The sequence below is a fragment of the Curtobacterium sp. MCSS17_011 genome (assembly GCF_003224275.1).
Lineage (GTDB): Bacteria > Actinomycetota > Actinomycetes > Actinomycetales > Microbacteriaceae > Curtobacterium.
On the sequence record NZ_QKLE01000016.1, the window covers coordinates 17,386 to 41,727 of the forward strand.

Annotated in this window: 28 protein-coding genes; 7 read left to right on the plus strand and 21 right to left on the minus strand. The window is 72.2% G+C overall.

Features of this window, described 5'->3' with window-relative positions:
* Nucleotides 1-226 precede the first annotated feature (226 nt).
* From DEJ17_RS11645 to DEJ17_RS11685, 9 genes are all read right to left on the minus strand, one after another.
* Nucleotides 227-1,903, minus strand: a complete 1,677-nt coding sequence (locus DEJ17_RS11645) for an MDR family MFS transporter (protein ID WP_110894020.1) — start codon at nt 1,901-1,903, stop codon at nt 227-229.
* The gene (locus DEJ17_RS11650) at nt 1,900-2,520 is read right to left on the minus strand and encodes a TetR/AcrR family transcriptional regulator (RefSeq protein WP_258366781.1); all 621 of its coding nucleotides are present in this window, start codon (nt 2,518-2,520) and stop codon (nt 1,900-1,902) included. The genes DEJ17_RS11645 and DEJ17_RS11650 overlap by 4 nt, the downstream gene beginning before the upstream one ends.
* A 52-nt stretch (nt 2,521-2,572) precedes the next feature.
* Entirely contained in the window at nt 2,573-3,055 is a 483-nt protein-coding gene (locus DEJ17_RS11655) for a GNAT family N-acetyltransferase (protein ID WP_258366782.1), read from the minus strand.
* A gap of 75 nt (nt 3,056-3,130) precedes the next feature.
* Nucleotides 3,131-3,820 carry an HAD family hydrolase gene (locus DEJ17_RS11660; RefSeq protein ID WP_110894022.1) on the minus strand — a complete coding sequence of 230 codons (690 nt, stop codon included), beginning with the start codon at nt 3,818-3,820 and terminating at the stop codon, nt 3,131-3,133.
* A gap of 54 nt (nt 3,821-3,874) precedes the next feature.
* Nucleotides 3,875-4,516, minus strand: coding sequence for an MBL fold metallo-hydrolase (locus DEJ17_RS11665; protein WP_110894024.1), 642 nt, complete (start codon nt 4,514-4,516; stop codon nt 3,875-3,877).
* 58 nt (nt 4,517-4,574) lie between these two features.
* The gene (locus DEJ17_RS11670) at nt 4,575-5,000 is read right to left on the minus strand and encodes a MarR family winged helix-turn-helix transcriptional regulator (RefSeq protein ID WP_110894026.1); all 426 of its coding nucleotides are present in this window, start codon (nt 4,998-5,000) and stop codon (nt 4,575-4,577) included.
* Nucleotides 5,001-5,079: 79 nt separating this feature from the next.
* A complete protein-coding gene (locus tag DEJ17_RS11675) occupies nt 5,080-5,652 on the minus strand; it encodes a DUF3618 domain-containing protein (protein ID WP_110894028.1) in 573 nt (190 codons plus the stop codon).
* Nucleotides 5,649-6,092: a phage holin family protein gene (locus DEJ17_RS11680; RefSeq protein WP_051597109.1), complete on the minus strand. Its 444-nt coding sequence runs from the start codon at nt 6,090-6,092 to the stop codon at nt 5,649-5,651. Before DEJ17_RS11680 ends, DEJ17_RS11675 begins: the two co-directional genes overlap by 4 nt.
* Nucleotides 6,089-6,940 carry a hypothetical protein gene (locus tag DEJ17_RS11685; RefSeq protein ID WP_110894030.1) on the minus strand — a complete coding sequence of 284 codons (852 nt, stop codon included), beginning with the start codon at nt 6,938-6,940 and terminating at the stop codon, nt 6,089-6,091. Before DEJ17_RS11685 ends, DEJ17_RS11680 begins: the two co-directional genes overlap by 4 nt.
* A gap of 147 nt (nt 6,941-7,087) precedes the next feature.
* Here DEJ17_RS11685 and DEJ17_RS11690 point away from each other — a divergent pair, with 147 nt between their 5' ends.
* Together DEJ17_RS11690 and DEJ17_RS11695 are read left to right on the plus strand one after the other, a co-directional pair.
* A complete protein-coding gene (locus DEJ17_RS11690; protein ID WP_110894032.1) occupies nt 7,088-7,873 on the plus strand; it encodes a glycosyltransferase family 2 protein in 786 nt (261 codons plus the stop codon).
* A gap of 80 nt (nt 7,874-7,953) precedes the next feature.
* Entirely contained in the window at nt 7,954-8,583 is a 630-nt protein-coding gene (locus DEJ17_RS11695; protein WP_110894034.1) for a hypothetical protein, read from the plus strand.
* A gap of 9 nt (nt 8,584-8,592) precedes the next feature.
* On the opposite strand, the gene DEJ17_RS11700 is transcribed toward DEJ17_RS11695, so the two are convergent.
* Entirely contained in the window at nt 8,593-9,210 is a 618-nt protein-coding gene (locus DEJ17_RS11700; protein ID WP_110894036.1) for a helix-turn-helix domain-containing protein, read from the minus strand.
* Between the two features lie 58 nt (nt 9,211-9,268).
* Between DEJ17_RS11700 and DEJ17_RS11705 the strand changes: the two genes are divergently transcribed.
* A complete protein-coding gene (locus DEJ17_RS11705) occupies nt 9,269-10,264 on the plus strand; it encodes an NAD(P)/FAD-dependent oxidoreductase (RefSeq protein WP_110894038.1) in 996 nt (331 codons plus the stop codon).
* 60 nt (nt 10,265-10,324) lie between these two features.
* On the opposite strand, the gene DEJ17_RS11710 is transcribed toward DEJ17_RS11705, so the two are convergent.
* The 10 genes from DEJ17_RS11710 to DEJ17_RS18160 form a co-directional block, all read right to left on the minus strand.
* Nucleotides 10,325-10,990, minus strand: a complete 666-nt coding sequence (locus DEJ17_RS11710; RefSeq protein WP_110894040.1) for a pentapeptide repeat-containing protein — start codon at nt 10,988-10,990, stop codon at nt 10,325-10,327.
* Between the two features lie 35 nt (nt 10,991-11,025).
* A complete protein-coding gene (locus DEJ17_RS11715; protein ID WP_110894042.1) occupies nt 11,026-11,484 on the minus strand; it encodes a DUF6314 family protein in 459 nt (152 codons plus the stop codon).
* 9 nt (nt 11,485-11,493) lie between these two features.
* Nucleotides 11,494-11,730 carry a hypothetical protein gene (locus DEJ17_RS11720; RefSeq protein WP_146239707.1) on the minus strand — a complete coding sequence of 79 codons (237 nt, stop codon included), beginning with the start codon at nt 11,728-11,730 and terminating at the stop codon, nt 11,494-11,496.
* A gap of 14 nt (nt 11,731-11,744) precedes the next feature.
* Nucleotides 11,745-12,101, minus strand: coding sequence for a hypothetical protein (locus DEJ17_RS11725; protein ID WP_110894046.1), 357 nt, complete (start codon nt 12,099-12,101; stop codon nt 11,745-11,747).
* A gap of 207 nt (nt 12,102-12,308) precedes the next feature.
* Nucleotides 12,309-13,397 carry an NAD-dependent epimerase/dehydratase family protein gene (locus DEJ17_RS11730; protein WP_110894048.1) on the minus strand — a complete coding sequence of 363 codons (1,089 nt, stop codon included), beginning with the start codon at nt 13,395-13,397 and terminating at the stop codon, nt 12,309-12,311.
* The gene (locus DEJ17_RS11735) at nt 13,397-14,590 is read right to left on the minus strand and encodes a zinc-dependent alcohol dehydrogenase (protein WP_110894050.1); all 1,194 of its coding nucleotides are present in this window, start codon (nt 14,588-14,590) and stop codon (nt 13,397-13,399) included. The genes DEJ17_RS11730 and DEJ17_RS11735 overlap by 1 nt, the downstream gene beginning before the upstream one ends.
* 145 nt (nt 14,591-14,735) lie before the next feature.
* Nucleotides 14,736-15,653, minus strand: coding sequence for an aminoglycoside phosphotransferase family protein (locus DEJ17_RS11740; protein WP_110894052.1), 918 nt, complete (start codon nt 15,651-15,653; stop codon nt 14,736-14,738).
* A gap of 26 nt (nt 15,654-15,679) precedes the next feature.
* On the minus strand, nt 15,680-16,321 hold the full coding sequence (locus tag DEJ17_RS11745; protein ID WP_110894054.1) for a DNA alkylation repair protein: 642 nt from the start codon (nt 16,319-16,321) through the stop codon (nt 15,680-15,682).
* A complete protein-coding gene (locus DEJ17_RS11750) occupies nt 16,318-17,121 on the minus strand; it encodes a sulfite exporter TauE/SafE family protein (protein WP_110894056.1) in 804 nt (267 codons plus the stop codon). The genes DEJ17_RS11745 and DEJ17_RS11750 overlap by 4 nt, the downstream gene beginning before the upstream one ends.
* A 159-nt stretch (nt 17,122-17,280) precedes the next feature.
* The gene (locus DEJ17_RS18160; RefSeq protein ID WP_146239708.1) at nt 17,281-18,477 is read right to left on the minus strand and encodes a peptidoglycan DD-metalloendopeptidase family protein; all 1,197 of its coding nucleotides are present in this window, start codon (nt 18,475-18,477) and stop codon (nt 17,281-17,283) included.
* A 159-nt stretch (nt 18,478-18,636) separates the two neighbouring features.
* Here DEJ17_RS18160 and DEJ17_RS11760 point away from each other — a divergent pair, with 159 nt between their 5' ends.
* Nucleotides 18,637-20,505, plus strand: a complete 1,869-nt coding sequence (locus tag DEJ17_RS11760; protein WP_110894060.1) for a gamma-glutamyltransferase family protein — start codon at nt 18,637-18,639, stop codon at nt 20,503-20,505.
* Nucleotides 20,506-20,634: 129 nt separating this feature from the next.
* On the opposite strand, the gene DEJ17_RS11765 is transcribed toward DEJ17_RS11760, so the two are convergent.
* On the minus strand, nt 20,635-21,678 hold the full coding sequence (locus tag DEJ17_RS11765) for an NAD(P)-dependent alcohol dehydrogenase (RefSeq protein ID WP_110894062.1): 1,044 nt from the start codon (nt 21,676-21,678) through the stop codon (nt 20,635-20,637).
* A 245-nt stretch (nt 21,679-21,923) separates the two neighbouring features.
* Between DEJ17_RS11765 and DEJ17_RS11770 the strand changes: the two genes are divergently transcribed.
* From DEJ17_RS11770 to DEJ17_RS11780, 3 genes are all read left to right on the plus strand, one after another.
* Nucleotides 21,924-22,364 (plus strand): OsmC family peroxiredoxin, encoded by a 441-nt coding sequence (locus DEJ17_RS11770; RefSeq protein ID WP_027467170.1) that lies wholly within the window; start codon nt 21,924-21,926, stop codon nt 22,362-22,364.
* Nucleotides 22,365-22,460: 96 nt separating this feature from the next.
* Nucleotides 22,461-22,715, plus strand: coding sequence for a hypothetical protein (locus tag DEJ17_RS11775; protein ID WP_110894065.1), 255 nt, complete (start codon nt 22,461-22,463; stop codon nt 22,713-22,715).
* A 58-nt stretch (nt 22,716-22,773) separates the two neighbouring features.
* Complete coding sequence (locus tag DEJ17_RS11780; protein ID WP_110894067.1) at nt 22,774-24,291, plus strand: threonine/serine exporter ThrE family protein; 1,518 nt, start codon at nt 22,774-22,776, stop codon at nt 24,289-24,291.
* The last annotated feature ends 51 nt before the right edge of the window (nt 24,292-24,342 follow it).

Below are 24,342 nucleotides of genomic sequence, written 5' to 3' on the forward strand. Positions count from 1 at the left end.
CTGGCGCTGGCGCTGGCGCTGCCGGTCCAGTCCGGCCCGGTCCTGCACGCGGAAGCGACGCTTCTCCCCGAGGCGCTCACGTCATCTCCGCGGAAGCGACAGTGCGCCGCCGATGTTCCGCGGCAGACTGTCGCTTTCGCGAGGAGGGTGCCGCCGCACCCGCCGACGCGAAAGCGACAGATGTCCGCGGACGTTCCGCGCAGATCTGTCGCTTTCGCGAGGCAAGCTACTGCTGCGTGCGGTCCGCGGGCTCGACCGGCTGCGCGTGCTCCGCCCGGGCCGCGCGCTGGGCGCGCTCGAGCTCGTCGGCCTCCTCACCGCCGACGGCCTCGCCACGGGCGACCATGCCGGCAGTGTCGGACAGCGTGATCTGCGGCAGGAACAGGGCGAGGAGGAACGCGATCGCGATGAAGGGCAGCAGGTACCAGAACACGGGCGCGAGCGAGTCGGCGTAGGCGTTGACGATGCCGTCCTGCACCGCCGCCGGCAGCTTCGCGACGGTCGCCGGGTCGATGCTGCCCGCTGAGGACGCTGCGTCGGTCGCGGAGCCGCCCGCCCCGCGGAACACGTCGGTCAGCGACGTGGTGAGCCGAGCGGTGAAGAGCGCACCGAAGACGGCGGTGCCGAGGGAGGCACCGACCTCGCGGAAGTAGTTGTTCGTCGAGGTGGCGGTACCGACCTGCTCGGCGGGCACGGCGTTCTGCGCGACGAGGACGACCACCTGCATGATGAGGCCGAGCCCCGCACCGAAGACGAACAGGTAGGCGCAGATGAGCCAGATCGGGGTGTCGGCGGCCAGCTGGGTCATCGCGAGCATCGCGATGGCCACCAGGACCGTGCCGACGATCGGGAACATCCGGTAGCGGCCGGTCTTGGTGATCAGGACACCCGAGGCGATCGACGTCCCGATCAGACCGGCCATCATCGGCAGCATGAGCAGGCCGGAGACCGCGGCCGAGGTGCCAGAGGCCATCTGCAGGAAGGTCGGGACGAAGCCGATCGCGGCGAACATGCCGATGCCGAGCACGAGGCCGATGCCGGTCGCCAGCAGGAAGGTGCGGTTGCGGAAGAACGACAGCGGGAGCACCGGGTCCTGGGCACGCGACTCGACGAACACCAGGAGTGCTGCCGAGACGACGAGACCGGCGAACCAGGCCCAGGTCTCGGGGGCGTCCCAGCCGTGGTCCTTGCTGCCACCGAACTCCGAGAAGAACACGAGGCACGTGGTCGCGGCGGACATGAACAGCACGCCGAGGACGTCGATGCGCTTCGTCGCCTTCTTGTTCGGCAGGGTCAGCGCGAACCACGCCACGAAGAACGCCGCGATGCCGACGGGGATGTTGATGTAGAACGCCCAGTTCCAGGTGAGGTGGTCCACGAAGAAGCCACCGAGCAGCGGGCCACCGATGGCGGAGAGGCCGAAGATCGCACCGAGCGGGCCGAGGTACTTGCCACGCTGCGAGGCGGGCACGATGTCCGCGATGATCGCCTGCGACAGGATCATCAGGCCACCCCCGCCGAGCCCCTGCATGGCACGGAACGCCACGAGTTGCGTGAAGTCGGTGGCGAACGCGCACCCGGCCGACGCGATGGTGAACAGCGCGATGGCGATGAGGAACAGGTTGCGGCGCCCGAGGACATCGCCGAACTTGCCGTAGACGGGCATCACGATGGTCGAGGCGAGCAGGTACCCGGTCGTCAACCAGGCCTGGTGCGCGACGCCGCCGAGCTCGCCGACGATGGTCGGCATCGCGGTGGAGACGATGGTCTGGTCGAGGCTGGAGAGCAGCATCCCCGCGATCAGCGCGGAGAAGATGATCCAGATGCGACGCTGCGTCAGGAGCAGCGGCCCGTCGGAGCCTGGGCGGGCACGCTTGGTCGTGCCCGGCGCGGTGGCGCTCATGTGGTGTGTTCCCGTTCGATCGTGGTGACCGCCCTGAGCAGGCGGAGGTTCTCGGTGAGCAGCGCATCGAACGTCGGCCCCGTGGCCTCGTCGAACGCGTCGTCGAAGTACTCGGTCGCGGTGGCCTTCATCAACGCGGCCGCGGCCTCGGTGACCAGGCGTGGTCGGCGGTCGGCGGGGTCGTCCCACCCGAACCGGCGCCGCAGGGCCACGGTGATCCGGGCGAGCTGCACGTCGGTCGCCGACAGGAACCGTGCGACGAGTGCCGGCTCCCGCTCGAACACGCGGCGGACCAGGGCCTCGTCGGCGCGGGCGATGCCGACCCGGTGGAACTGGTCGATCGCCAGCGCGACGATCGACCCGAGGGGGTCGAGTTCGCCGGGGACGATCCCGCCCGCGGCGTAGGCGTCGATCGCCTCGACGTCGGCGTTGAGCTCGATGCCGAGCACGGCGTCGTCCTTCGACCCGAAGTGGTTGAAGAACGTGCGGCGCGACACCCCGACGGTCTCGCAGAGCTGCTCGATCGTGAAGCCGTGCAGCCCGTGCTCGACCGTCGCCCGGCGTGCTTCGACGATCATGCGTCGACGCAGCGCGCGGGTGCGTTCGGTGGTGCTCACCGACCAAGAATTGCACTCTCGCGCTGAAAGTGCAATGTGGATTTCGGCCGGTCTACAGCGTCTTCTCGAAGCAGAACGACCACGGCATGGTCGAGACGTAGGGCTCGTAGACCGTGATCTGGTCCCAGCCGGTCTTGCGGTAGAGCGCGACGGCATCGGGCTGCTTGTCGCCCGTCTGCAGGATGAGCCGCGGGGCGCCGAGTTCGCGACCGACGCGCTCGCACTCGTCGAGCAGCGCGGTGGCCGCACCCTTGCCGCGCGCCGAGGCCAGCACGATGAGGCGCTTCAGCTCGACCTCGTCACCCAGACGCCGGACGGCGATGTGCCCGACCGCTTCACCGGAGTCGTCGAGGGCCAGGACCGACGTGACGACGGTCGACGGATCGACGCTGAGCGCACGACCCCGCTCGGCGGTGACCGCCGGGTCCTCGCCGGCGTTCGCCGACCCGTAGCGCTCGTGCATCTCGTCGTCCATGCGGGCACGGAGCACCACGCTGCGGGGGTCGTCCCAGGACACGCGTTCGATCGTGATCACGAACGTCGATCCTGGCACGGGCAACCGACGACGCGGAAACCCGAGGCGCCCGTCGGGCGCGACCGGCGCCGCCCGTCAGGCGCGCTGACCGAGCGCCGCGATCGGGCCCTCGCCGGCGCGGAAGGCCGCGAGGAGCGCTGCCGCGTCGTCGTACACCTCGGCCGCCCCGGCGCCCCGGAGCTCGTCACCGCCGATGCCGCCGGTCATCACGCCCACGCACCGCACCCCCACCTTGCCGGCGGACTCGACGTCCCACATGGCGTCGCCGACCATCACGGCGTCGTCGGCGGACACGCCAACCTTGTCGAGCGCGACCCGGATGATGCCCGGGTCCGGCTTCGCCTGCTCGACGTCCTCGGAGCTGGTCTCGGCGGTGACCCACTCGCCCGCGTCGAGCAGTTCGCGCAGGCGGGCGAGTTCGTGCTCGGGCGCGCTGGTCGCCAGGACCACTGCGTGCCCGGCCTCGGCGACGGCCTGCAGGAGCTCGCGTGCACCCGGAAGCAGCCGGAGCCGCGGCATCTGCTCGGCGTAGTAGGCGGTGTGGAACTGCTTCGCGGTGTCGCGGGTCTCCTGGGACGCGTCCGGCAGCAGTGTCTCGAGCAGCTTCGCCGAGTCCATCCCGATCGCGCGGTGGATGCGCCAGGCGTCGACGGACTCCCCCGCCGCCAGGAACGCTCGCCACCAGGCGTCGATGTGCGCGTAGTTCGAGTCGGCGAGGGTGCCGTCGATGTCGAAGAGGACTGCTGTCGTGGGTGCGTCGGCCATCCCACCATGCTGCTCGGGAGGCCCGGATCGCCTCCCAGGGGCCGCCCGCGTCCGTCAGACGGTGATCGTCTCCCCCGCCGGCAGGATCAGGACGGGCACCGGCCCGAGACCGTCGGGCCCGAGGAAGCGCGCGGCGGACTGCTGGCCGAGTTCGCTCAGCATCGCCTCGTGGATCTGCACGGCCCGCTCCGGTGCCACGGCACGCACGTAGTCGACGGCGTGGGCGGTGTTCGTCCACGGACCGCTCGTCGGCAGGAGCAGGGTCTGCACGGGGACGCCGGGCTGCAGGTACGCGTCACCGGGGTGGAACACGGCGTCGTCCACCAGGTACCCGACGTTGGCGGTGGAGGGGATGTCGGGGTGGATGACCGCGTGCTGCTCGCCGAAGACCCGGACGGAGAACGGCCCGACCGCGATCGTGTCGCCAGCGTGCACCGCTGCGACCCGGCCGTGGTGTTCACCGAGCTGCTCGACGACCGTCGCCGGGCCGCGGACGACGAGGTCCGGGTTCGCGGCGAGCCCTGCACGGAGGGCGTCGATGTCGAAGTGGTCGGGGTGGTCGTGCGTGACGAGGACACCCGCGGCTCCGCGGACGAGGTCGACGGCCTCGGGCGTGAACACCCCGGGGTCGATGACGAGGGTGACGCCGTCCTGCTCGAGGACGACGGTGGCGTGGTTGTACTTCGTCAGCTCCATGCACACGACTGTACAGCGGTGTTGTACTTCTACGGGCGCCGGGAAGGTGAGGGGTCGTTCAGTCGGCCCGGCGGGCGACCCGCTCGAACAGCTCGGGCAGGCGGCGCAGCAGCGCACGCTCCTCGGCGTCGGTCTCCTCGCGGATCGCGTCGGCCAGCCAGTCCGTGCGGGCGTCCATGTCCCGCTGCAGTGCGGCCCGGCCGGCGTCCGTGACCCGGATGACCGACGCTCGGCGGTCGGTGTCCGACGCCGTCCGGTCGACGTAGCCGAGCTCGGCCAGTTCGCCGACCGTGCGGGACTGCCCCTGGTGCTTCACCCCGCGGCGGCGCGCGAGTTCCGCGATCGTCATCGGGCCCTCGCGGTGCAGGAACCCGAGGGTGGTGGTGTGCGTGGCCGGCAGCGCGTCCGCCTCGCGTCGTGCGGCACGCACGACCCGTCCGATGGACTGCCGCAGCTCGGCGGCGAGCTCGTCGATCGGGTCCATGCCCGGAACGCTACCGCCTGACGGACCGGAGGCCCGTGGCGATGTCGCCACGGGCCTCCAGACCGTCATGGGGTTCCGCTCAGCTGCTGCGGACGTCGTCCGCGGCACCCTGCGCGTTGTCCTTGACGTCGGACGCGGCCCCCTGCGCCTCGCCCTTGACCGTCTGCGCGGCTTCCTGCGCGGTGCCCGCGAGGTCCTGCGCGTGCCCCTTCGCCACGTCGCCGAGCTGCGAACCGACGTCCTTCGCCTGCTCCTTGACCTCGTCGACGAGCGGCGCTGCCTTGTCCTTCAGCTCACCGGCGAGTTCTTCTTCCTTGTCGGTGGTCGGCAGGAGCGACGACACGAGCCAACCGGCACCGAACGCGATGAGGCCGACGGCCAGGGGGTTGCCCCTCGCCTTCTCGACGCCCTTCTGCGCGACGTCCTTCGCCTGACCGGTCGCGCCCGAGGCGGAACCGGAGGCGCTCGAGCGAGCCGAGTGGGCGGCACCCATCACGGATTCGCGGACGTCCTGGAACCGGCCCTTCACCTTCTCGCTCTGGCGGTGGGCGATGGACGACGGGCTGACCTTGTCGGCGAGTGCGTCGACGTCGGAGCCGAGTTCGCCGCGGGTGCGCTCGATGTCGGCGCGGATCTCGTCTGGGGTGCTCATGGCTTCCTCCCGGTGTTGGGCTTGAGTGTCTCGGGGACTTCCTTGGCGGTCTCGACCGTCTGCGGGGCGCCCTTGATCTCCTTGATCTCCTTGCGTCCACGGACGGCGAGGATGGCGGCGACGATGGCGTAGACGACCGCGATGATCAGGGCGGACCAGGCGTTGCCGATCAGGTAGCCGAGGCCCCACCAGGCGGCGATCGACAGGAACAGCAGGGCGAACACGGCAGTGAGCCCGGCGCCGCCGAACATCCCGCCCGCCTTGCCGGCCTTCTTCGCGGAGTCGGTCAGCTCGGCCTTCGCGAGGGCGACCTCCTGCCGGAACAGGCTGGAGAGGTCACGCGACACGTCGGACAGCAGCTCACCGAGCGGCGTGGTCGCGGCGCGCTCCTCGGGCGTCGGTTCGCCCAGGGGTGTGGCGCCGGGGACGGACTGGCTCATACGCCACTCCCCGATCCGGTGGTGCCGTCGCCGGCCTCCTTCTCGTGCTTGACCTCGGTCGCGAGCGCCTTGGTCAGGCGGCCGGCGAGCAGGCCGGCGCCCGCGGCGATCGCGATGAAGGTGCCGGGGCGCTTCGCGGCGAAGGTCTTCACCTCGTCGAGCAGCGAGCCCGGGTCGCGGTTCTCGAGGAACCCGGCGGCCGACGTGGCACGGCCGGAGAGGTCGCGGACGACCTTCGAGGCGACACCCTGCTCGTCGTCGTTCTCGGCCATGCGTCCGAGCTGCTCGCCGAGGCTGCGGAGGCCCCCGGCGGCGCGCTGCTGCTGCTCGCCGGCCTGCTGCTTGAGGTTCTCGGACGCCTGGCCGTAGAGCTGCTTGGCGTGGTCGGTCGCCTCGGAGGCCACCTTCGACGCCTGCTCCTTGGCGGTGCCCGCGACGTTCGCGGCCTTCTCCTTGGCGTCGCCGGCGACGTCCTGCGCGGCACCCTTCGCCGCGTCGGCCTTGCCGGAGCCGGAGTCGCCGCCGGTGCTGCCTGCGTCACCGATGCTGCCGGTACCGCCGGTGCTGCCGGTACCGCCGGTGCTGCCGCTGGACGCGGCGGACGGGACGGCGGGGAGTTGCTCGTCGGCCGGGACGGCGTCGAGCGGCGCGTCGAACGGCACCTCGGCGGCGCTGTCGCCGTACGGGTCGTACGTCTGCGGCGCACCGGGGTCAGCGGGTCGCGCAGCAGGGGTGCCGCTGGCGTACGACGGCACGGTCACGCCGGGAGCGACCTCGTGCCCCTCGGAGGCTGCCGTGCGGTCGTGGATGGGCGTCCCGGAGTCGTTCCCGGGTGGGTTCGTGGTCATGGTCGGCCTTCCGGTTGTCGTCGTCCCCGGCGTGCACCGGGGGCGTTTCGCCACCGAACGTGCGCGCTGCCCTCTGGGTCAGGACCCAGGAATGCCGGGAAACGCGGTCCGGCAATCCGCACAGGCGGCAACCGGTTGTATCGACGGATGCCCCGTGTCTCGGTCGTGATCCCCGTGCGGGACGACGCCGTGCACCTGCGACGGTGCCTCACCGCCCTCGCGGCCCAGACCCGGCCGGCCGACGAGGTCGTCGTGGTCGACAACGGCAGCACCGACGACAGCGCGGCGGTCGCCCGGGACGCCGGTGCGGTCGTGCTCACGGAGCCGGTGCCCGGGATCGCCCGAGCCTCGGCGCGCGGCTACGACCAGGCGTCCGGCGACGTCGTCGTGCGGCTCGACGCCGACTCCGTCCCACCGCCGTCCTGGATCGCCGACGCGGTCCGGCTGCTCGCCGACCCCGAGGTGGTCGCGGTCACCGGTCCGGGCCGGCCCCGGGGCGGTGGCCCCGTGGTGCGACGACTGTGGGACGCCGTCTACATGGGTCCGTACTTCGTGCTGATGTGGAGCGCCCTCGGACACCCGCCGTTGTTCGGGTCCGCCATGGCGATGCGGCGGTCGACCTGGGTCGCGGTCGGCGGGCGGGTGCACCGCGACGACGCCGAGGTGCACGACGACGTCGACCTGAGCATGCAGCTCGACCCGGCCTGGCGGGTGGTGGCCGACCCCGTGCTCACGGTGCAGGTGTCTGCTCGACCGCTGTCGGGTCTCCGGTCCGTCTGGGTGCGGACGCGACGTGCCTTCCACACGTTCCGGGTGAACGGCCGCCGGGCGAACCCGGTGCGCCGTTGGGCGCGACGGCTGCGCGCGGGGTCGCGGTCGCGGCGGTGGTGGCGTAGCCGCCGACCGGCGGGGTCGGGGACGACGATGCGGTGACGCTCCCAGCCATCGCGGCCGACGGTCGGTACGTTCATGAGTGACGGTCACGACTCGATGCGACCGCACGAAGGGGAACCATGCGCCACACGATCACGTTCGCGGCCCTGTTGGCTGCGGGCCTCGCCCTGACCGGCTGCGCACAGGCCGGCCCGGCGGGACCGGCGAGCGCCACCGCGACCACCGCCGCTGACCCGACGACCGCACCAAGCCCCAGCCCCACCAGCTCGGAGGACGCGGATGTCGACGACGACACCGCCACCGTCCCGACCAGCTGCACCGACCTGGTCACCCCCGGCAGGTGGGACGAGGAGTTCGCATCGGCACCGCTCAACGACCCGTCGGTCGTCGGCGACCCGATCGCGATCCCGAAGAGCTCGTTCACCCCGGCGCTGCAGGGTGACGGCAAGCGGCTGTACTGCGTGTGGCGGGAGCCGCAGGCCGACATCTCGTACCTGTCCATCGCGGTCGACGCCGTCGACCCGGCCGCAGCCCGCGACGCGCTGGAGCAGCTCTCTGCGAAGGGCTACGACTGCGGCGACGAGTCCGACGGGTACCTGTGCCAGAAGGTCTCGAAGAACTCGCAGTACCCGGTCACGGACGGCGACACGTACTTCACCCGGGGCGACATCGGCATCCGCATCCAGCAGTCGAACATCGAGACGACCGATCTGCTCGACGACGTCGTGGCGCACGTGTTCACGCCGTAGCGCAGCCGGTCACCGGGCGGGGCGGGACCGGACGTGCGCCCGCTCGCCCTGCGGCCCGTACAGGCACAGCACCTCGGTGACGGAGCCGGTCACGTTGCCCATCCAGTGCGGGGTGTGGGTGTCGAACTCGGCGACCTCACCGGGACCCAGGTCGAGGTCGTGCTCCCCCAGCACCAGCCGGAGCCGCCCGGACAGCACGTAGAGCCACTCGTAGCCCTCGTGCGTCTTGAGTGACGGTTCTCCGCCCGGGGTGTTCGGCGGGAACAGCTGCTTGAACGAGCGCACGCCGCCGGTCCGCTTCGTCAGCGGCACGACCACGCGGCCACCGTGCACCTCGGGCTTCATGTGCACGCGCGGGTCGCCCGTCTGCGGTGCGCCGACCAGGTCGTCGAGCGGCACCTGGTACGCCCGGGCCAGGGGCAGCAGCAGTTCCAGCGTCGGCTTCCGCTGCCCGGACTCGAGCCGCGACAGGGTGCTCACCGAGACCCCGGTCTCCTCGGACAGCGCGGCGAGCGTGACGTCGCGGTGGGCGCGCAGTGCGCGCAGGCGGGGGCCGACGCCGTCGACGACCTCCGACGTCGTCCGCGGCGCGATGCGTTCGTCCTTGCCGTGTCCCATGCCGGCCATGTTGCCACATCAGCAATCTTCTTTGCCGTTTCTTCGGGATCGAGCACATGATCACCGCATGCCTGATCACTTCGACGTCATCGTCATCGGCGGCTCGGCCGCCGGCCTCTCCGCCGCCCTCATCCTCGGACGCTCGCGCCGCTCGGTGCTCGTCGTCGACTCCGGCGAGCCCCGCAACGCCCCGGCAGCCGGTGCCCACAACTACCTCGGGCACGAGGGCGTCGCGCCAGCCGAGCTGATCCGCATCGGTCGCGGCGAGGTCGCCGCCTACGGCGTCCAGGTCACGGCCGGGAGGATCGTGGCCACGTCCGCCACGACCGGGGACGCGCACGACCCGGTCGGCTTCTCGGTCACGTTGGAGTCCGGCGCGGTCGTCACGGCACGCAGGCTGCTCGTCGCCTCCGGCGCCGTGGACGTCCTGCCCGAGGTCCCGGGCCTGGCCGAGCAGTGGGGGCGCGGGGTCGTGCACTGCCCGTTCTGCCACGGGTGGGAGATCCGCGACCAGCGGATCGGGGTCCTCGTCACGACACCGAACGGCTCGCACCACGCGCTCATGTTCCGGGCGCTGAGCGATCGGGTGACGGCGTTCCTGACCGATCCCGCACTGATGGACGACACCACCCTGGCCGGTTTGACCGCCCGTGGGATCAAGGTCATCGAGGGCCCCGTCGCCGCCGTGGTCTCCGAGGGTGACCGGCTGATCGGGGTCCGGCTCGGCGACGGTTCGTTCGTCGAGCTCGATGCCCTGGCCACGGCGAGTCGACCCGAGGCGCGGGTGGACTTCCTGTCCGGGCTCGGCCTCACCGCCACCGACCAGTTCATGGGCGACCACCGCTTCGCGACCGCGCTGACCGTGGACGCCGCCGGGCAGACCGCGGTGCGCGGTGTCTACGCGGCCGGCAACGTGGCGGCCCCGATGGCGACGGTCATCGCGTCGGCGGCTGCCGGCACCCAGACGGGCGCGGCGGTGCACGGCGACCTGGTGCAGGCCGACCTGGCGGCGGCGCTGGCCGGGGTCGGCGCGGGCGTCGGCTCGGGCGCTGTTTCGGGCTGAGCGACAGTTCGCGGGGCCGGGCGGGCGTGCAGTGTCGGTGAGCGCGAAACCCGGGCTCGGTCAGTCGACGCGGTAGCCGGCCTGCGCGGCCAGCAGCGGCGCGAGCGTGTACAGCTGGTCGGCGCCGATCGTGGCCCCGCGGAACCCCTCGAGCCGCTCGACCCGATCGAGGTCCGCACCACGCAGGTCCACGTGGTCGATGCGGGTGTTCGACCCCTCGGCGGCGCGGATGCTGCTGCCGTCGAACGACACCCGCAGCAGCTTCGCGTCGGCGATGTCGAGTTCGTCGATGACGCAGTCGCGGAACACCACGTCGGTGATCGTCGAGCCGCGCAGGTTCACGAACCCGAACTTCATGCCGATGAACTCGACGCCGTTCAGCCCGGAGTCGTACAGCTCCGCCGAGCCGACCCGACCGCCGGAGACCCGGACCTCGCGCCACGCGCTGCTCGACGCCCGCAGGATCGGGGCGTCGAGCGAGTCGACGACCGAGTCACGGACCCGGAGCCCACGGAGGTCCGCGTCGTCGCCCCGGAACGTGTCGATGACGCACTCCTCGATCTCCAGGTCGGGCAATCGCTCGCCGGCCAGGTCGAGGACGTCGATGCGCTTGCCCTCGATGCGGTCACCCGTCAGGACGTCACCGGGTGCTGGCGCCCAGTCCTCGAGGTTCGTCGGTTCGGTCAGGGTGATGCGCGGGGCGTCGGTGCCGGAGGAGCGTGCCATGCTCCCAGTCTGGCGGTGACCGCCGACCTCGCAGGTCACGGCCGGGGTCGGGTGAGGACGCTGTCCAGCCGGTAGTCCTTCGCGGGGCCTCGCGCTTCCCACCGCACCGTCCAGCGGTCCTGGTCGCCGTCGAAGGCACCCGTGTAGTCGTCCGGAGCGCAGGCGTGGGCGACGCTCGTGCCCCAGACCCAGTCGTGGAAGACCCGACCGTCGGAGAAGTGCACGGTCCAGGCGCCGTCGGCGTGGTCCGCGCGGTCCGCGGTCGCGGCGGCCGTGCCCGTACCGCTGCTCGTCCGCCGCAGCACGAGGGTCCGCGACACCGGGGTCGTCCGCCCGTCGAACGTCATCACGCCGGTCTCGTCCCAGCGCACCTCGTCGTCGCCGACCCGGGTCAAGGTGGTGGTCCCGGTGACGATCCCAGCGACGCCGGCGCGGTGGTCGTGCACCGTCCGGTGGAGGTCCCACACCCCGAGCAGGTCCGTCGGCAGCAGCACCCGCCCAGGCTAGCCGCGCAGGGCCTCGGCCCGCGCGGCTCGGCGTTCGTCGTCGGTGATGGCCCCGCGGGCGTGCAGCTCGTCGAGTTCGAGGAGCCGCTGCTCCGGCGAGCTCCGGGGCGCACCGTGCGGGCGCCGACTGCGGACGACCGCGACGCACACGGCGGCGATGACCGCGACGACGATGAGCGCCATCAGCAGGGTCCAGACGAGGTCGTAGACCGGCGGGACCAGCGGGTTGTGCACTTCTTCCCGGGCGATCATCGTCCGCGCAGGGCTTCGGCTCGGGCACTGCCGTGCTCCTCGTCGGAGATCACGCCGCGCGCGTGCAGGTCGTCGAGTTCGGCGAGCCGCTGTTCGAGCGGCTTGTCCGGCGCGAACGTGCGGCTCTGCATCGCCTGGTACGCGATGTCCTCCTGCATGGTGAGGGGGTTCTGACCGCGATCGGCCATCCGCTTGCCCCGGTAGAGCGTCAGGATGACGATCGTCAGGGTGGTGAGGATCGTCAGCGCCGCGACGACCCCGAACGCGATGCCGAACCAGCCGTCGAACAGGTCGGGCATCCCCGACTCCCCCGGACCCTCGAGCTCACTGAACGCGGACCAACTGAGCACCATCGCGCTCCCCCTTCTCACAACGACGAGCGAAGCGTAGCGCGAGACGGAGGATGCGAGCGGGTGTTCCTTCCCAGAACGCCCGCGATGGAACGTGGAAACGGGCGTACCTGGTCGAAACTTCCGACCCGGTACGCCCGAAAGCACCCGGTACGCCCGATTCGACCCGGCAGCACAACCCCCACCACCCCCCGGCCAGCCCCAGCCCGCTCAGCCGCGCAGCGGCCCCGACCCCGGCACGTTCGCACCGTCCGCGAAGCCGGCCACGAGTGCACGCAACGCTTCTTCGGAGGTGTGCCGGGCCTCCCATCCGAGCACCGCCCGGGCACGGTCGGTCCGCATGATCGGCACGCCAGCGGCGATGTCGATCCACCCGGCGTCCGTCGGCTGCAACCGCAGCCGCCACGTCACCGTCACGATCCCGCGCAGCAGGCGCAGCGGGATCCGCACGGCACCGAGCATGCCGAAGGCCCGAGCCAGGCGAGGCGGATTGAGCACGGGCGACGCGGCGATGTTGAACGCCCCCGCTGCCCGTCGGTCGACGGCGCGCCAGTAGGCGTCGGCGACGTCGTCGGCGTGCACGGCCTGGAACACGAACGGGTACGGCAGCGGCAGCACCAGCCAACGGATCCACCGCACGATCGACATCGGCACGAGGTGTCCGAGGAACAGCCCGCGGATCTCGGCGGCGGCGTCCCGCTGGAAGATCAGCCCCGGGCGCAGCCGGGTGACGGTCACGGAGGGGTGGTCGGCCTCGAACGCGTCCATCGCGGCCTCGTTGGCGGCCTTGTGGATCGAGTACGTCGCCGTCGGGATGCCGTCGGCTGGCCAGGTCTCGTCCACGGGGGTGCGCTTGCCGTCGACGTCCACCCCGCGGTACGCGCCCACCGAGGACGCCACGACGACCTGGGGCACCCCGGCGCGCGCGACGGCCGCCAGGACGTTCGCGGTCCCGGTCACGTTCGAGCGGTGCTGCGCGGGGATGTCGTGCGTGGGCTGGAGCGCCCACGCCAGGTGGATGACGGCGTCGGCGCCCTGGAACACGGCGGCGAGCTGGTCGACGGCGTCCGCGGCGCCGACGTCCACGGCGTGCCAGACGGCGGCGGCGTACGGTTCCGCGCGCAGGTCCGGCAGCCGTCGGGCGACGCCGACGATCTGGACGCCGGCGGCGTCGCGGCCACCAGCCGACGCACCTGCGGGCGCAGGAGCAGCGCCGTCGCCGTCGGCCCGCACCGCCGTGAGCCGACGGAGCACCGCCGTCCCCACGTTGCCGGTCGCGCCGACGACGACGACGCGCATCAGGCCGCGGCCATCGCGGGGTCGAGCACGACCTTGACGCAGCCGTCCTGCTTCTTCTGGAAGACCTCGTACATGTGCGGGGCCTCCTCGAGCGAGACGCGGTGGGTGGTCAGGTCGAGCGTGCCGAGCGGGTCCGACGGGTCGGAGACGAGCGGCATGATGTCGTCGATCCAGCGCTTCACGTTGCACTGGCCCTCGCGGATGGTGATCTGCTTGTCGAACAGCGTCATCATCGGCATCGGGTCAGCCATGCCGCCGTACACACCGCTCAGCGAGACTGTGCCACCACGGCGGACCAGGTCGATGGCCGCGTGGACGGCCGCCAGGCGGTCGACACCCGCCGTCTCGATCGCCTTCTGCGCGAGCTTGTCCGGCAGCAGGCCGGCTGCACGCTGGGCGAAGCCCGCCATCGGGTTGCCGTGGGCCTCCATGCCGACGGCGTCGACGACCCCGTCGGGGCCCCGGCCGTCGGTCAGGTCGACGAGCTCGGGCACCAGGTCCTTCGTCAGGTCGAACACCTCGGCGCCGTGCTTCGCCCCGAGGTCGCGGCGGACCTGCTCGGGATCGACGGCGAGCACGCGGTAGCCGAGGTGCTTGCCGATGCGGGCGGCGAACTGGCCGACCGGGCCGAGGCCGAGCACGGCGAGCGTGCCGCCCTCGGGCACCTGGGCGTACTGCACGGCCTGCCACGCCGTCGGCAGGATGTCGCTCAGGAACAGCCAGCGGTCGTCGGGGGTGCCGTCGTCCGGCACCACGATGGGGCCGTAGTCGGCGTGCGGCACGCGCAGGTACTCGGCCTGGCCGCCGGGGACCTGGCCGTACATCTTCGTGTAGCCGAACAGTGACGCGCCGCTGCCGTACTCGGTCACCTGGGTGGTCTCGCACTGCGACTGCAGCCCGTGCTGGCACATCCAGCAGTGGCCGCAGGAGATGTTGAAGGGGATGACGACCCGGTCGCCGACCTTCAGGTTCGTGACACCGGACCCGACCTCTTCCACGACGCCCATCGGCTCGTGGCCGAGGACGTCGCCGCGGTCGATGTACGGGCCGAGCACGCGGTACAGGTGCAGGTCGGAGCCGCAGATCGCCGTGGAGGTGATCCGCACGATCGCGTCGGTCGGCTCCTGGATGGTCGGGTCGGGGACGGTCTCGACGGACACCTTCTCGGTGCCCTGCCAGGTCAGTGCGCGCACGTCGCGTTCCTCTCGTGGTCGCTTCGAGCCGGCCTGGAGGCACGACTCGCGTTCTCCTCCTCGGTACGCGCCCGCCCCGTGGACGCTCCCAGCCCCGCGTCCCCCTCGCGCACGTCGGCGCGGGCGGGCGGCGGTGCGCTCGACGTCAGCCGAGGACGGCTGCGAGGACCCGCTCGTGCTCGTCGCGGTCGCCGGGTCCGGCACTGCCCGCGAGCATGATGAGCGCCTTCCACAGCGCCCATCCCCGTGCGCGCGCCCACGTGTCGTCGTCCAGGTCGACCAACTGCCGGAACACCCGTCGCGCCGGGCCGTCCAGCATCGTCCACGCGAGCACGAGGTCGCACGCCGGGTCCCCCACGCCGCTCGTGCCGAAGTCGATCACCGCGCACAGCCGCCCGGTGTCGTCGACCAGCAGGTTGCCCGGGGCGACGTCACCGTGGAACCAGACGGCCGGCCCGTCCCACCGGCTGGCGAGGGCCTCGGCCCAGACCGCTTCGCACGCGCCGCGGTCGGCGACGGAGCCGCCGGTGCCGCCCCTGCCGCTGCCGCCGCCGCCGCCGCCGCCGAGCGTGTCGAGCGCCGCCCGCACCTCGGCGTCGTACACGGACGGGTGTTCTCCGCGGTGGAACGAGTGCGCGCCGGCGGTGGGGCCACCCGTCGCCGGGACGCTCCGGAGCTGCCGGAGCACGGCACCGACCTCGGCCGCGAAGCGCTCGTGGTCGAGGTCGTCGACCTGCACGGCCGGCACACCGTCGAGCCACCGCCGCACCGACCACGGGAACGGGTACCCCAGACCCGGTTCACCGAGCGCCACGGGTTCCGGCACGGCGACGTCCAACCGACGGGCCAGGTACGGCAGGACGTCCTGCTCCTTCTCGACCGCGGGCACGTAGCCGGCCGCGCTCGGCAGTCGCACCGACAGTGCGTCCCCGAGCCGGTACGTCCGGTTGTCCCAACCCTGGTGGTCGACCTCCCGCACGGGCAGGTCGGTCCAGTCGGGGAACTGCGCCGCGACGAGTCGTTCGATGAGTCCGGCGTCGATCCGGGGCACTTCGGTGTGCATGCCCGCAGCCTAGGCCGCCGAGGAGTTCAGACCCGCAGGCGGTCGCGCTCGCTCGGTGGCAGGTGCTCGGACGCCGTCCGTCGCGCCGCCGGCGTCAGGAACCGGCCGCTCTTCTCGAGGAACGCCACGAGCTCCGGCTCGGACGCCCGCTTCCCGGTCTCGCGCAGCACCCACCCGAGCGCCGACTGCACCGTCTCGCTCCGCTCCCGAACCAGACGGCCGGCGATGCCGAGCGCTGCCTCGGCGTCGCCCTGCTTCACGAACGCCAGGGTCGCCACGACCGCGATCCGGCGGACCATCGCCACGTCGGACTTCGCCAGCGCGAACAGCGGGCCGGTCGAACCGCCCACGAGCGGGGCACCGACGAGCTCCTCGGCAGCCAGGTCGACGAGGACGGGGTCCTCGAACCGCTCGGCCTTCGCCGCCGAGAGGTACTCGTCCGTCAGCTCCGGGTCGGGGTTCGCCCGCATCGCCTGCACGAGCAGCAGGACGGCGACGAGCTTCGCGCCGTCGTCCTCGCTCCAGAGCAGCGCCGAGCGCTCCCCCTCGTCGAGGTCGTGGAACTGCCGCGCGACCCGGCGGGCCGCGGCGACGTCGCCGTTGGTGCGCGCGAACGCCGCCAGCACGGCTTCCGCGTCGCGCCCGTTCCCAGCCTGCAGGCCCGTCATGCGACCTCGCCGACGGTCGCGTCGTCCTTCGGTGCACTCCGACGCCCGCGGCTGAGCACGATGACCGCGACGACCACCAGGAACGCCGCGAACAGCCAGGTGCCGACCTGCGGGTCGACCAGGCGCGCGAGCACGGCACCACCCGGCGAACAGACGGCGGCGGTGATGCCGACCGTCAGCCCGACCCGGAGGTCGACCGCGCGACGCCGTAGGTTCGCGACCGTCCCGGACACCGACGTCGGCACCATCGTGAGGAGCGACGTGCCCTTCGCCAGCAGGTCGCCGGCGCCGAGCACGACCTCGAGCCCCGGCACGATGACGACCCCGCCGCCGACCCCGACCAGCCCGGACAGCACCCCCGACAGCAGCCCGAGCACCAGCAGGACGATCGCCTCGACGATCCCGAAGTGCACCTCGCCGCCGCGGGTCGGCACCGTGGTGAACAGGGACACCAGCACGACGGCGATGAACCCGACGAAGATCCACGGCAGCACGCGGAGCGGCAGGGCACGGAGCAGCCGGGCACCGATCGGGGCGCCGATGACGCTGCCGACCGCCAGGGTCAGGGCCGCGAGCCAGTGCACCTCGCCCTGCACGGCGTAGGTGACCGCACCGACGACGGCCGCGGGGGCGATCGCCACGAGCGAGGTGGCCGAAGCCCGACGTTGGTCCATCTGCACGAAGGCCATCAGCGCCGGCACCACGATGACACCACCACCGACGCCGAACAGGCCGGACAGCACTCCCGCCAGCGCCCCGATCGCCACCAACACGAGCACCGTTCCGCCGCGCTTCCTCATCCCGCCCAGGCTATCCGCGCCGCGGGCGTGCTCTCGCACCGTGCGAGGTCGCCCGCGCTTGCAGTGCACAAATGGTCGGGTCCCCGTGGGTCACCCGACCATTTCTGCTCACGAAGCGCATGCCGGCGCCGACGCCCGCCGCGCGCGAACGCGCCCGCGTCAGCGGAAGTGCATGTTCTTCAGCGGGTCGACGAGGGTGCCGTTCCGGCGCGTCTCGACGTGCACGTGCGGCCCGGTCGACTGTCCGGTGTTGCCGGACTTCGCGATCTCGGTGCCGAGCTTCACGATCTGCCCCTGCTTCACCTCGATCTTGCTGAGGTGCGCCGTCAGCACCGTCGTCATGCCGTACGTCACGACGATGTAGTTGCCGTAGGCCGCGTCGTTCGCGATGGTCTTGGTGACCGTCCCGGTCCCGGAGCCGTACACCGGCGTCCCGACCGGCACCGGAGCGTCGGTGCCCTGGTGGTAGCGCGGCACGTGCCCGGCGCCGCGGTCGTCGCCGTACCGGCCGGTGATCTTCGTGCCGTTGACGGGCCAGGCCAAGCCGGTGACCGGTCGACTCGACCAGACCCGGGTGTCCTTCGCGCCGTAGAGCACGACGTTGCCGTCGACCTGCACGAGCAGGTTGCCCGACCCGGCGGTGCTGGTGCGCGAGCTCCAGAGAGCGACCTTCTTGCGCGACGCGTCGCGGGTCCAGATGACGAAGTTGCCCTTGGCCTGCAGCTCGGCCCAGGCGCCCGGGTGTCCTCCGGTCCGCGACTGCCAGACGACGCGGCCGCTGACCTTCTGCACCAGGTTGCCGTCGGTGCGCATGTTGAGGATGCGGGTGTTCGAGGTGTCGGAACGCAGGACGGTCCCACCCAGGATGGTGTTCCCCGACGGGACCCGGTCCTGGTAGCCGTTCCAGCTCACGACGACGGTCTTGCCGGCGAGCAGCGCCATCGTGCCGTCGGCGCGCACCTTCAACGCCGTCGAGTTCACGGTGCCGGCGGACGCCCAGCGCGCCACGCGCTTGCCGTTCTTGGTGATGTCGAGGGCGCGGTTCTTGCCGACCACGGCGATCGCGCCGGAGTTCCCGGCGGTGTTCGACGCCCACAGCACGCGGTTGCCGATGCCGTACTCGACCAGGTTGCCGTCGCCCTGCATGATGAGCTTGAACTGGCCGTTCGGCGACGTGACCTGGTCGCCGGGCAGGATCTTCGTCCCGGCCGGGGCCGAGCCGACCCAGACGGCAGAGGCCGCTGCCGGTTCGGCTGTCGCGACGAGCGCCCCCGCCGCCAGGGCCAGTGCCGTCACGGCGCCGGCGATGCGTGGGAGTCGGCGCGCACGTGCGACGGTCGACGGAGTGGTGGTCATGGATCCCCTGCCCTGGAACCGACCGTGCGAGCGCACGGTCGTGCGGCGCTCGCCCTGCACGAGTCGCCGAACGATGTTCGCTTTTCTGCACGGGGTGCACAACCCCTTGGACTGGGGGTGTACAGCACGAGGTCGATCACGGCGGGACAGGATGGGACCATGTCGACGCCGAACCCCGCCTTCGTCCCGCCCACAGCACAGACCACTCGTCCGGACCTGCAGGGCACGTTCGGGATGGCGGCCTCGACGCACTGGATCGCGACGGCGACCGCCCAGTCCGTGCTCGAGCGCGGCGGCAACGCGTTCGACGCCGCCGTCGCCGGGGCCTTCGTCCTGCACGTCGTGGAGCCGCACCTGAACGGTCCGGGCGGCGACCTGACGGCGGTCTTCGCGACGGCCACGAACCCCACACCGACGGTGCTGGTCGGGCAGGGTCCGGCCCCGGAGGGTGCCACCCCGGAGCACTACCGCGCCGAGGGCCTCGACCTGGTCCCCGGCTCCGGTGCGCTCGCCGCGACCGTCCCCGGCGCGGTCGACGCCTGGCTGCTCCTGCTCCGCGACCACGGTACCTGGGAGCTCGCCGACGTCCTCGCCCCCGCCGTCGGGTACGCCCGCGACGGCCACCCGGTCGCATCTGCGGTGATCCGGACGATCACCGCCGTGCGCGACCTGTTCGAGCAGCACTGGCCCACCTCCGCCACGCAGTGGCTGCCGGGAGGCGCGGTGCCGGCCCCCGGCGACCTGGTGCGCAACGAGGCACTCGCTGCAGTGCTCGACCGACTGGTCGAAGCCGGCGACGGTGCCGGCAGCCGGACCGGCCGCATCGACGCGGCCCGGTCCGAGTGGGCGGAGGGCTTCGTCGCCGAGGCGATCGACCGGTTCGTCCGCGAACCGCACCGGCACGCGTCGGGCACCGACCACGCCGGCGTCATCCGGGCGTCGGACCTGGCAGCGTTCCGGGCGTCGTACGAACCCGCGACGACCGTCGAGTTTCGCGGCTGCACCATCGCCAAGACCGGGCCGTGGGGCCAGGGTCCGGCGCTGCTCCAGACCCTGCGGCTGCTCGAACCGCTCGACGACGCCCTGCTCGACCCGTCGACCGAGCTCGGTGCGCACACGATCGTCGAGGCGCAGAAGCTCGCGCTCGCCGACCGCGAGGCGTTCTACGGTGACGGCGAGGTCCCGATGGACGTCCTGCTCTCCGACGCCTACGCCGACGAGCGCCGCGCGCTGATCGGGGAGCGGGCCTCTGCCGAGCTCCGACCCGGCACGGTCGCAGGGGTCGAGCACGCGATGCCTCCCGTCCGTACCGCCTACGACTCCGCCGGGTCGGTGGGCGTGGGCGAACCGACCGTGCAGGTCGCCCGCGACGCCGACGTCCCGCCGGCCGCTCCGCTCGAGGACCGCGGCGAGCCGTTCGTGACCCCCGACGGCGAGACCCGCGGCGACACGTGCCACATCGACGTCGTGGACCGCTGGGGCAACATCGTCAGCGCGACCCCGTCCGGCGGCTGGCTGCAGTCGTCGCCGACGATCCCCGAGCTCGGGTTCTGCCTCGGCACCCGCCTGCAGATGACGTGGCTCGAACCGGGCACGGCGTCGACCCTGCGCCCCGGCGAGCGCCCCCGGACCACGCTGACGCCGACCCTGGTGCTCCGCGGCGGGCAGCCGGTCGCCGCGCTCGGCTCCCCCGGCGGTGACCAGCAGGACCAGTGGCAGCTGCTGTTCCTGCTGCGCTGGATCGTCGGCGGGTACTCCCCGCAGCAGGCCATCGACGCCCCGGCGCTGCACACCACGTCGTTCCCGGGGTCGTTCTGGCCGCGAACGTGGGAGCCCGCGGGCCTGGTCGTCGAGGACCGCCTGGGCGACGACGTCATCGCGGCACTCGAGGCCCGCGGACACGTCGTGACCCGCGGCGGTGACTGGAGCCTGGGCCGACTGTCGTGCGTCACCCGCGACCCGGAGACCGGGGTCCTCGGTGCCGCCGCGAACCCCCGCGGCGCGCAGGGCTACGCGGCGGGACGCTGACCCTCGGCGCTCGTTCCTTCCCAGGACACCCGCGTTGGAAAGGGGAATCGGGCATACCTGGTCAGAACTTCCGACCAGGTATGCCCGATTCGACCGGGTACGCCCGATCCGACCGGGTACGCCCGCGCCTCAGAGCGTCGGGACGACCACCGCGCGGCCCGAGAGCTCCCCGGCCTCGAGCTTCCGGTACGCCTCGAGCGCGTCGGACAACGCGTACCGCTCGACGTCGGGGACGATCTGGCCGGCGCGGTACATCGCGACGACCTCGTGCAGGTCCTCGATGGTGCCCCAGTAGGTGTTGGTGATCGTCGACTCGTACGGCGTCGAGAAGAAGTTCCACTCGGTGGTGCCGCCAGCGATCCCGACGACGGTGAACCGCCCGCCGACCGCCATCGAGGCCTGCGCGACCTTGATCGTGGGGGTGGCACCGACGAAGTCGAAGGCCGCGTCCACGCCGCGTCCGCCGGTGATCTCGCGGATGCGCTCAGCCTGGTCCGGGCCGCCGGGGACGGTGATCGCGCCGCGGGCGGCAGCGCGGTCCATCGCGTCCTGCTTCATGTCGGTCGCGATGACCGTGGCACCGGTGAGCGCCGTGAGGATCTGCACGGCGATCTGCCCGAGGCCGCCGAGCCCGACGACGAGCGCGAAGCGACCGCCCCCGGCCAGATTCGGCAGGGAGTTCTTGATCGCGTGGTACGGCGTGAGCGCGGCGTCGCTGAGCGGTGCGGCGGCGACCGGGTCGGCGTCACCGAGCGGCACGAGGTTCCGGGCGGGGACGCTCACGTACTCCGCCATGCCACCGTCGCGCCCCAGGCCGATCCCCATGTACGGGTTCGTCGCGGCGTTCTCGCAGTAGGTGTCCTGCCCCTTCGAGCAGTACGAGCAGTGCCCGCAGCCGACCGGCCCGTAGACCAGGAAGGCGTCACCCTCGGTGAAGCCGGTGACCCCGTCGCCGACGGCCTCGACCCAGCCGGAGTTCTCGTGGCCGAGCACGAACGCGGGGGCCTGGGCTCCCGGCTGCCCCTGCTGGAACTCCCGGTACACGGCGACGTCCGAGTGGCAGGCACCGGCGCCGGCGACCTTCAGCAGGACCTCACCGGGCCCGGGTGCAGGCTTCGGGACCTCGGTCAGGGACGGGAAGGTCTGGTACTGCTCGAACACGACGGCGCGCATGTGGGTCTCCTTGCTGTGGACGGCGGGTCGACGGAGATCCGTCGGGCGTCAGGAGGGGTGCGGCGTCGCGGCGGATCGAACGATCCGGGACTTAGCCTACACCTGTTGCTTTGCGCAACACCTGTCGCCAGCAGGCCCCGACCCTGCGTCTTCGCCGTGAGCCCGTTGCGAGAACGATCGTTCTCCGATTGACTCGGGAGCGGTGGTCCCGTTCGGGGCCACTCCCCCACACGAAAGGAGCGGGCATGCCCACTCGCACCGCACGCACCGCCTGGAACGGCGGCCTCGAGGACGGTTCCGGTCAGGTCGAACTCTCGAGCTCGAAGGTCGGCACGTACGACGTCTCGTTCCCGAAGCGCACCGCCGAGGACGCCGGCGGCACCACGAGCCCCGAGGAGCTCATCGCCGCCGCCCACTCGGCCTGCTACGCCATGCAGTTCTCCGCCGTGCTCGGCGAGGCCGGCGGCACGGTCGAGGCCCTCGACGTCAAGGCCGACGTCTCGCTCGGCCCGGACCCGGCCGGCGGCTTCCGCCTCACCGGCATCGTCCTCACCGTCAGCGGCGAGGTCTCCGGCATCGACGAGGCAGCCTTCCTCAAGGCCGCCGAGGACGCCAAGGCGACCTGCCCCGTCAGCAAGGCGCTGACCGGCGTCGAGATCACGCTGCACGCGACCTTCGAGCAGTAAGCGCAGCACGCAGGAGCCGTCAGCACCCGACGGACCGGAGGCCCGTGGCGACCCCGCCACGGGCCTCCGGTCCGTCGCCCACCTACGCTGGGTGCCGTGCCCCGATTCCTCGCCACCCCGACCCTCGTCGCCCTCTGGCTCGGCCTGCTGGCCGTCGTCGTCGGGATCGTGTTCGTGCTGACGGCTCCGCCGTCGTCCTTCGGGTGGTTCGCGTACGCACCGCTGTCCGACTACGCGTTCGTCGGGGGCATCCGGCCCTGGCAGCTGACCGTCGGACCGGTCCTCGTGCTGGTGGGCGCGGTCGTCGCCGCCTTCGCGCTCGGCCGCCTGAGCACCCGCCGCAGGGACTGAGACCAGGGCGTCCAGCGGACGTCCGGACTCGCACGCCGTCGACTGGCACCATGGCGTGATGGCCGAGCAGCACCTCCCGGGCCCGCACAAGCCGGGCCGCCCGCCCCGGTCACGCCGCCGCAGTCTGGCGCAGCACGACCTGCGGGACGCACGAGCCCGCTTGCGCGGCACGATCTACGAGCACGTCGAGCCCGACGCGAAGGGGCGCGACCAGTACACGGCGACGCAGATCGTCGACTTCTGCCTCGACCTGGCCGAGGTCATGCTGGCCTCCGGTGCCGACACCCGCAGCGTCGAGACTGCCGTCGTCGCGGTCTCGACGAAGTGGAACCTCGCACCGCTCGACCTCGACTTCTCCGGCAGCTCGGTCACCATCCAGTACGCCCCGGCCGACGTCCCGCCACTCGTCAAGTTCCGCACCGTGCGGTCGGACGGCTCCGACCTCGACAAGCTCGCGCGGGCGAACCAGATCGTCGACGACCTGATCCACGACGACCGCGACATGACATCGGGTGTGAGCGCCCTGGTCGCCGTGCTGCGACTCCCGCCGCGGTGGCCGATGTGGCTGTCCGACGTCGGCCTGTCGATCCTCGGCATCTCGATCGCCGTGCAGGCCGGTGGCGGGTGGCGGGCCGGACTCGGGGCGTTCGTGCTGATGCTCGGGATCATCGTCTCCGGGCGCTGGCTCACGGACCGGGGGTACCCGCAGTTCTTCGTGTCCGGAGCGCAGGGCGCGGCGGCGTCGGCGATCGGCACGCTGGCCATCTGGGCCGGGGTGTTGAACGCGAACGGTGCGGCGACGATGGTCGCGGCGCTCGTGGTGCTCCTGCTGCCGCACCCGTCCCTGGTGACCTGGGCACAGGACGCCATCTCCGGGTTCCGGGCGATGGCGGTGGCCCGGGCGTTCTACATCGGGCTGGTCATCGCGGCGATCGTGGTCGGGGTGCCGGCCGGGATCGCGATGACGCACTGGCTGCGGATCGAGGTCGACCCGACCGGGATCGTGACGCAGACCCTGCCGCTCTGGGCGTCACTGTCGCTGACCGTGGTGTCGGCCGGCGCGAACTGCTTCGTGCAGCAGGCCAGCGCTCGGGTGATCCCGGTCGCCGTGGTGTTCTCCGTCGCCGCCGCTGCATCCCTCTGGGCACTGCGGCAGGCCGGGCTGCCGCTCCTCGGTGCGACGTTCCTGGCGGCGGTGCTGCTCGGGGTGCTCTCGACCTACGCGGCCGTCCGGATGCGCACGGCCGTGGCGGCGATCGCGGTGCCCGCGTTCTGCGGGGCGCTGCTGCCCGGTGTCGCCGTGTCGAACGCCCTGCTGAACTTCATGTCCGGGTCGTCGAGCGCCGCGCTCGACTTCGTGGCGGCGGTGTCCGTGGCACTGGGGATCGGCGCGGGCCTGGTGCTCGGTGGGCTCTTCGCGACACCGGGTGCCCGGCGAGCACTCCGACGGACGCGTCGGGTCGTCGTGCACTCGGTCCACAACGACACCCGGGCGCTGCGGGTCATCCGCGACACCGGGTACGACCCCGGCGACGGGTCGGTGCCGCGCGGGTCACGGAGCGGCGGCGCTTCGTGAGCGGCGCCGAGCCGGAAGACGCTTCGTGAGCAGAAGCGGTCGGGTGCGATG